Origin of the sequence: Sphingomonas sp. Sphisp66, assembly GCF_047324325.1 — a bacterium.
GTDB lineage: Bacteria > Pseudomonadota > Alphaproteobacteria > Sphingomonadales > Sphingomonadaceae > Sphingomonas.
Genome location: NZ_CP168508.1, coordinates 2,376,251 through 2,382,500, shown reverse-complemented (window position 1 = coordinate 2,382,500; position 6,250 = coordinate 2,376,251). Strand labels below are relative to the sequence as shown.

The window sequence follows — 6,250 nt, the reverse complement described above, 5'->3', positions numbered from 1 at the left end:
GAAGACTAGAGTAGGGCGGGACACGTGTAATCCTGTCTGAATATAGGGGGACCACCCTCTAAGCCTAAATACTCGTATGCGACCGATAGCGAACTAGTACCGTGAGGGAAAGGTGAAAAGCACCCCGATGAGGGGAGTGAAACAGTACCTGAAACGGATTGCCTACAAGCAGTTGGAGCCTCTTCATGGGGTGACAGCGTACCTCTTGCATAATGGGTCTGTGACTTAATGTACCAAGCAAGCTTAAGCCGATAGGTGTAGGCGCAGCGAAAGCGAGTCTGAATAGGGCGACTAAGTTTGGTGTATTAGACCCGAAACCCGGCGATCTAGGCATGACCAGGATGAAGGTGGGGTAACACCCACTGGAGGTCCGAACCGATTAACGTTGAAAAGTTACCGGATGAGTTGTGTTTAGGGGTGAAAGGCCAATCAAGCCGGGAAATAGCTGGTTCTCCGCGAAAACTATTGAGGTAGTGCCTCGGACGAACACCCTAGGGGGTAGAGCACTGGATGGATGCGGGGGTCGCGAGATCTACCAATTCTAACCAAACTCCGAATACCTAGGAGTGATATCCGGGAGACAGACGGCGGGTGCTAAGGTCCGTCGTCAAAAGGGAAACAGCCCTGACCTACAGCTAAGGTCCCCAAGTCACGTCTAAGTGGGAAAGCATGTGGGAATCCCAAAACAACCAGGAGGTTGGCTTAGAAGCAGCCATCCTTTAAAGAAAGCGTAACAGCTCACTGGTCTAAATAAGGGTTCCTGCGGCGAAGATGTAACGGGGCTCAAGACGTGCACCGAAGCTTAGGGTGTGTACTTTGTACACGCGGTAGCGGAGCGTTCCGTAAGCCTGTGAAGCGATCTGGTAATGGGTCGTGGAGGTATCGGAAGTGCGAATGCAGACATGAGTAGCGATAAAAAGGGTGAGATGCCCTTTCGCCGAAAGACCAAGGGTTCCTGCGCAAGGCTAATCCGCGCAGGGTGAGCCGGCCCCTAAGACGAGCCCGAAGGGGGTAGTCGATGGGAATCACGTTAATATTCGTGGGCCTGGTGGTGTGTGACGGATGGCGTGTGTTGTATGCTCTTATCGGATTGAGCATGCTTCGAAGCTGTCCCGGGAAATAGCCCCACCGTATAGACCGTACCCGAAACCGACACAGGTGGTCAGGTAGAGTATACCAAGGCGCTTGAGAGAAGTGTCCTGAAGGAACTCGGCAAATTGCCTCCGTACCTTCGGAAGAAGGAGGCCCTCATTTTGCGCAAGCAGATTGAGGGGGCACAGGCCAGGGGGTAGCGACTGTTTAGCAAAAACACAGGGCTCTGCTAAGTCGGCTTCAAGACGACGTATAGGGTCTGACGCCTGCCCGGTGCCTGAAGGTTAAGTGGAGGGGTGCAAGCTCCGAAATGAAGCCCAGGTAAACGGCGGCCGTAACTATAACGGTCCTAAGGTAGCGAAATTCCTTGTCGGGTAAGTTCCGACCTGCACGAATGGCGTAACGACTTCCCCACTGTCTCCAGGACATGCTCAGCGAAATTGAATTCTCCGTGAAGATGCGGAGTACCCGCGGTTAGACGGAAAGACCCCGTGCACCTTTACTGCAGCTTCAGAGTGGCATTGGAAAATAACTGTGTAGCATAGGTGGGAGGCTTTGAAGCGTTGGCGCCAGCTGACGTGGAGCCATAGGTGAAATACCACCCTGTTGTTTTTTAATGTCTAACCTCGAGCCATGAAACTGGCTCAGGGACCCTCTGTGGCGGGTAGTTTGACTGGGGCGGTCGCCTCCTAAAGAGTAACGGAGGCGCGCGAAGGTTGGCTCAGGTCGGTTGGAAACCGACTGTTAGAGTGCAATGGCATAAGCCAGCCTGACTGCGAGACTGACAAGTCGAGCAGAGACGAAAGTCGGTCATAGTGATCCGGTGGTCCCTCGTGGAAGGGCCATCGCTCAACGGATAAAAGGTACGCCGGGGATAACAGGCTGATAACCCCCAAGAGCTCATATCGACGGGGTTGTTTGGCACCTCGATGTCGGCTCATCACATCCTGGGGCTGGAGCAGGTCCCAAGGGTTTGGCTGTTCGCCAATTAAAGTGGTACGTGAGCTGGGTTCAGAACGTCGCGAGACAGTTTGGTCCCTATCTGCCGTGGGCGTCGAAATTTGAGAGGAGTTGACCCTAGTACGAGAGGACCGGGTTGAACATACCTCTGGTGTACCTGTCGTCGTGCCAACGGCGCAGCAGGGTAGCTATGTATGGACGGGATAACCGCTGAAAGCATCTAAGCGGGAAGCCTCCCTCGAGATAAGATTTCTTAGGACGGTCGAAGACCACGACCTTGATAGGCCGGATGTGGAAGTACGGTAACGTATGGAGCTAACCGGTCCTAATTGTCCTATTCGCACTTGATGAGTCCCACCATCAACGACAGCTCTGGCTTTCATTGGATGGATGTTCATCGGTCTTGATTTTGCACGGTTTGAAAAACTTCCCGCCGCACCGGCTTCATTGCTTGGTGGCTATGGCGTCTGTGACCCACCCGATCCCATCCCGAACTCGGCCGTGAAACCAGACAGCGCCGATGGTACTATCGCTTAAGCGATGGAAGAGTAGGTCGTCGCCAGGCATTGAAGCCGGTGCGTCGGGAAGAACCCATTCACTTTGTTTCCTTTGCGGGGCTCTCCCGCCAATCCATTGGCGCGGGATGGAGCAGCCCGGTAGCTCGTCAGGCTCATAACCTGAAGGTCGTAGGTTCAAATCCTACTCCCGCAACCAATGGCCCCGCAATACCACAACGCACCCGTCAGCACCCAGGCTGGCGGGCTTTTTTGTGCCTAATGCACATCGCTCGAGGCGCTTCGCCGGGCAGGCTGGCGGCTCAACAACCGGCCGGCTCTTTTATGCACGGCGCATGCAAACAAAAGCCCCGCCAAGTCACTGACTTGGCGGGGCTTTTGTTTGTCTGCCAGGAACTTCAGGAGAACCCGCGGGCGCATTCGCGTCGCTCAGTTGAGCACGGCGGTAAGGACCCCCTTGCCCTGGACCTCGCTCGACATGCCGAGGAAGAGCTGGAACGCCCCCGTCGTGGCATGCGACACTTCATAGGTCTTGCCGCCGCCCGGTGTCTGGCGCTGGTCCATCTGGAAGGTGGCGAAGAAAGGCTGATGGCGCCCTAGGTCCGACGGACGGGTGGCATCTGTGATGCGCTCGAGGCTCGCCAGGACGGCGGAAACCTTGCCCGTGTCGGTGCTGATCAGGAAGGCGGAGCCGACCAGTTTCTCCCATGCGCTGATCTCGGTCGCGTTGAGCGCCACCGCGGTCGGCGTCGGGGTCGATCCCGCGATCGGCGTGACGACACTTCCGGAGTCCGATCCGCCGCTGCAGCCGGCCACGCCCGTGCCCGCCGCAACCACCATTCCCCCGACAACAAAGCCTCGACGCGAGCTGTAAGTCATTGTTTCCGCTTTCCTGCGGCCAGGCCAAGATGCGACGACTGCGCACTGCCTTTCCCCCGAAACCACTCTCTACCATTTCGGTGCGATCACTGCACGCCGTGAATTATGGGACGCCGGCCCAACGCGGGATTGGCGTGGCCGGCGGGGTTTGCCTATAGCATTCCCCGGTGCCCAGGGAGCTTGCAAGATGACGTCAGATACCGGTTCGGCGCTGCCGCAGGATACAACGGCACCACTCAAGCTCGCCGATTTCGAGCCGCAGGTTGGTTCGAGCTTCGAGATCGCGACCGGGGCCGGCGTCCAGGCGCTCGTGCTGGTCGCTGCGCAGGAGTTGCCGCATTCGCCGCGCGAGGGCGGGGGCTTCAAGCTGGAGTTTTCCGGAGCTGCTGAGCCTCGCCTGCCCCAGGCGATCTATGCCTTCCCGATCGACGGCGCCCTGCATGACATCTTCATCGTGCCGGTGGGCCTCAAGGACGGTGGCATCCGCTACGAGGCGATCTTCTTCTAGGCCGATTCCGGTGGAGGCGGTACGTCGCGCTCCATCAGGTCGTAGACGCCCTTGTCCTCGGCTATGACGAAGCCGAGCCGCTGGTAGAGATGGCGGGCCGGGTTGAACTTCTCGACATGGATCGAGACCCCCTTGCCCGAAGCGGCAGCCCATTCGATCACGTCGCGCAGCAGCGCCTCGCCGATGCCCTGGCCGCGCGCCGCCGGCACGAGCGAGATGTCGACGATGCGCAGCTCCCGCGTCCATATGTCGACATAGAGCCGGCCGATCGCCGCGCCGTCCCGCTCGACGATCAGCCATTCGGCGTTGGGATAATAGGTCTGGTAGTGATGGTGCTGCGCGCGGTGCTGCTGGACCAGGAAGGCGCGCTTCTGGTCCTCCGGCCATTCGCTTAGCGCCAGCTCTTCCTCGCGCGTAGAGAGGTAGAGCGCCTCGATGAAATCGAAGTCGGTCGCCGCGAGCGGGCGATAGCTAAGGGCGAACCGCGCAGCGGCGTGGAGGGGCGGGGGCATGGGTTGGCGAGCGGCTCAGCTCCGCGGCGGGAACACGCCCTGCAGCGCGATGCAGAAATACATCGTCAGATAGGGCTGCATGTTGTTGTGCGGGGCGTCGCCGCCGGCGGGCGAGAGCGCCTGGGGCGACATCGCCACCAGGTTGGTGTTGGTCGTGCTTTGGTAGAGCGAGCCGCCGACCGACGTGGAGAGCGTGACGCCATTGGACAGCGTGCCCTGGGTGCCGTCTTCCACCGAGCTGCGCAGCGTGTGGCTGTGGTTCGGGATCTCTGATTCCAGCAGGGTCACGGTTTCGCTGCCGCCGGTCTCGCCGAGATCGTGCAGCGACAGGCCGGGGCCCTGGCCCGGGTGCATGGGCGCGCGGCCCTGGAGATCGGGCAGGGAGAAGTTGCTCTTGCCGTTGCCGCCATAGGTGGTGCCGAGCAGCGAGAAGAGCGCGGTGTTCTGCGAGAGCGGCAGAAGCTGACCGTCACACCACGCCCAGCCCTTGGGCGCGAAGTTGAACGGGAAGATCCGGATCTCGGCGACGAAAGGATCGGCCATCGGAGAATTCCTGTCAGTTCTGGCTCGGGAAAATGCCGAACAGCGAGATGATGTAGTTGAGGCAGAGATATGGCTGGAAATTCGTGTGCGGCTGGTTGCCGCCGATCGACGAGATCGCGGTGGCCGCCATCGCCGTGTCCGCCGCCTCGCCCGAATAGAGCTTGACCAGCGTGGAGCTGGCCAGGACGTTGTTCTTCGGGTTCGATTGCGAGCCATTGCCGGATGAGCCGAGCATCGGGTGCGAGTGGGCCGGGATCTGGTTGATCGTCAGCGTGACTTCTTCCGCGCCGCCCGTCTCGGCCAGGATATAGCCGTTGCCCTGGTGCAGGGCCAGCCGCCCGCGCAGGTCGGGCAACGCGAAGGTCGACTGGCCGTCACCGCCATAGGTGGTGCCGATCAGGTTGAAGAGCGTCTCGTTCTCCGAGATCGGCAGGAGCTGTCCCTCGCAGAACATCCATCCCGCGGGGGCGAAGTTTCCGGCGAATATGCGAATCTCGCCGACATAAGGTTGTGCCACGGGCTATTTCCTCAGTTCGGGGACGGGAAGATGCCGGCAAGGGCGATGCAGTAGCTCAGCGTCAGGAACGGCTGCATGTTCTGATGCGCCTGGCTGCCGCCGTTATTCGCCACCGTGCCCGCGTTGAGTGCGACGGCGGCCGGCGTGAAGCTGTTCGAATAGGGATTGCCCGGTTCGGTCGCGAGCAACCGGCCGGTGCCGCCGAAATTCGGGTTCGTCGAATCGCCCCCGCTCGAAGAGGCATTCAGCGTGTGCACGTGGGTGGGGATCTCGCTGATCGACAGCGTGTGCGCTTCCTCACCGGCGCGATCGCCGAGGAAGTGGCTTCCGCCGACATGGATCGGGATGCGTCCGCGCAGATCGGGCAGGGCAAAGGTTGTCTGCCCGTTGCCGCCAAAGGTGGTGCCGAGCAGCGAGAACAGCGCCTGGTTCTGGTTGATCGGCAGGAACTGGCCGTTGCAAAGCGCCCAGTTCTTGGGCGCGAACACAAACGACATCAGCCGGATTTCCGACAAAAATGGTTCCGCCAATGCCCGTCTCCCCCGAAATCCCGCATAGAACTAACCGAAACAAACGGGTCTGGCCATAGGGCTTTAAGGAGACCGGTGCCCCGCTTTGAGGCGTTAGCATAGGTTAATCTACGTATGTCTCTGCTTGAGGCCAAGGCTTCACGGTGATAGCCGTTATCATGGCGTCACGACCATCGTTGAGACATTGGCATGGG

6 protein-coding genes, 1 tRNA gene and 2 rRNA genes (1 of these 9 only partly in view) are annotated in these 6,250 nt (G+C 59.7%); 4 read left to right on the top strand and 5 right to left on the bottom strand.

The window, feature by feature from the left end; genetic code table 11:
• The 3 genes from ACEN8G_RS11355 to ACEN8G_RS11345 form a co-directional block, all read left to right on the top strand.
• A 23S ribosomal RNA gene (locus ACEN8G_RS11355) occupies positions 1-2,401 on the top strand; it begins 391 nt to the left of the window's first position.
• 101 nt (positions 2,402-2,502) lie between these two features.
• A 5S ribosomal RNA gene (gene rrf / locus ACEN8G_RS11350) occupies positions 2,503-2,617 on the top strand.
• A 72-nt stretch (positions 2,618-2,689) separates the two neighbouring features.
• Positions 2,690-2,766 (top strand) — tRNA-Met (locus ACEN8G_RS11345).
• A gap of 230 nt (positions 2,767-2,996) precedes the next feature.
• Here the strand turns inward: ACEN8G_RS11345 and ACEN8G_RS11340 are convergent.
• Positions 2,997-3,407 (bottom strand): DUF6916 family protein, encoded by a 411-nt coding sequence (locus ACEN8G_RS11340; RefSeq protein ID WP_413414484.1) that lies wholly within the window; start codon positions 3,405-3,407, stop codon positions 2,997-2,999.
• Positions 3,408-3,633: 226 nt separating this feature from the next.
• On the opposite strand from ACEN8G_RS11340, the gene ACEN8G_RS11335 reads away from it, so the two are divergent.
• Positions 3,634-3,954: a DUF6916 family protein gene (locus ACEN8G_RS11335; RefSeq protein WP_413414483.1), complete on the top strand. Its 321-nt coding sequence runs from the start codon at positions 3,634-3,636 to the stop codon at positions 3,952-3,954.
• Here the strand turns inward: ACEN8G_RS11335 and ACEN8G_RS11330 are convergent.
• From ACEN8G_RS11330 to ACEN8G_RS11315, 4 genes are read right to left on the bottom strand one after another with little or no spacing between them, the layout of a single operon-like run.
• The gene (locus ACEN8G_RS11330) at positions 3,951-4,466 is read right to left on the bottom strand and encodes a GNAT family N-acetyltransferase (RefSeq protein ID WP_413414482.1); all 516 of its coding nucleotides are present in this window, start codon (positions 4,464-4,466) and stop codon (positions 3,951-3,953) included. The two genes, ACEN8G_RS11335 and ACEN8G_RS11330, sit on opposite strands and share 4 nt — an antisense overlap.
• 15 nt (positions 4,467-4,481) lie before the next feature.
• Positions 4,482-5,009, bottom strand: coding sequence for a phage tail protein (locus tag ACEN8G_RS11325; RefSeq protein WP_413414481.1), 528 nt, complete (start codon positions 5,007-5,009; stop codon positions 4,482-4,484).
• A gap of 13 nt (positions 5,010-5,022) precedes the next feature.
• Positions 5,023-5,526 (bottom strand): phage tail protein, encoded by a 504-nt coding sequence (locus ACEN8G_RS11320; protein ID WP_413414480.1) that lies wholly within the window; start codon positions 5,524-5,526, stop codon positions 5,023-5,025.
• 11 nt (positions 5,527-5,537) lie between these two features.
• The gene (locus ACEN8G_RS11315) at positions 5,538-6,023 is read right to left on the bottom strand and encodes a phage tail protein (RefSeq protein WP_413414479.1); all 486 of its coding nucleotides are present in this window, start codon (positions 6,021-6,023) and stop codon (positions 5,538-5,540) included.
• Positions 6,024-6,250 lie beyond the last annotated feature (227 nt).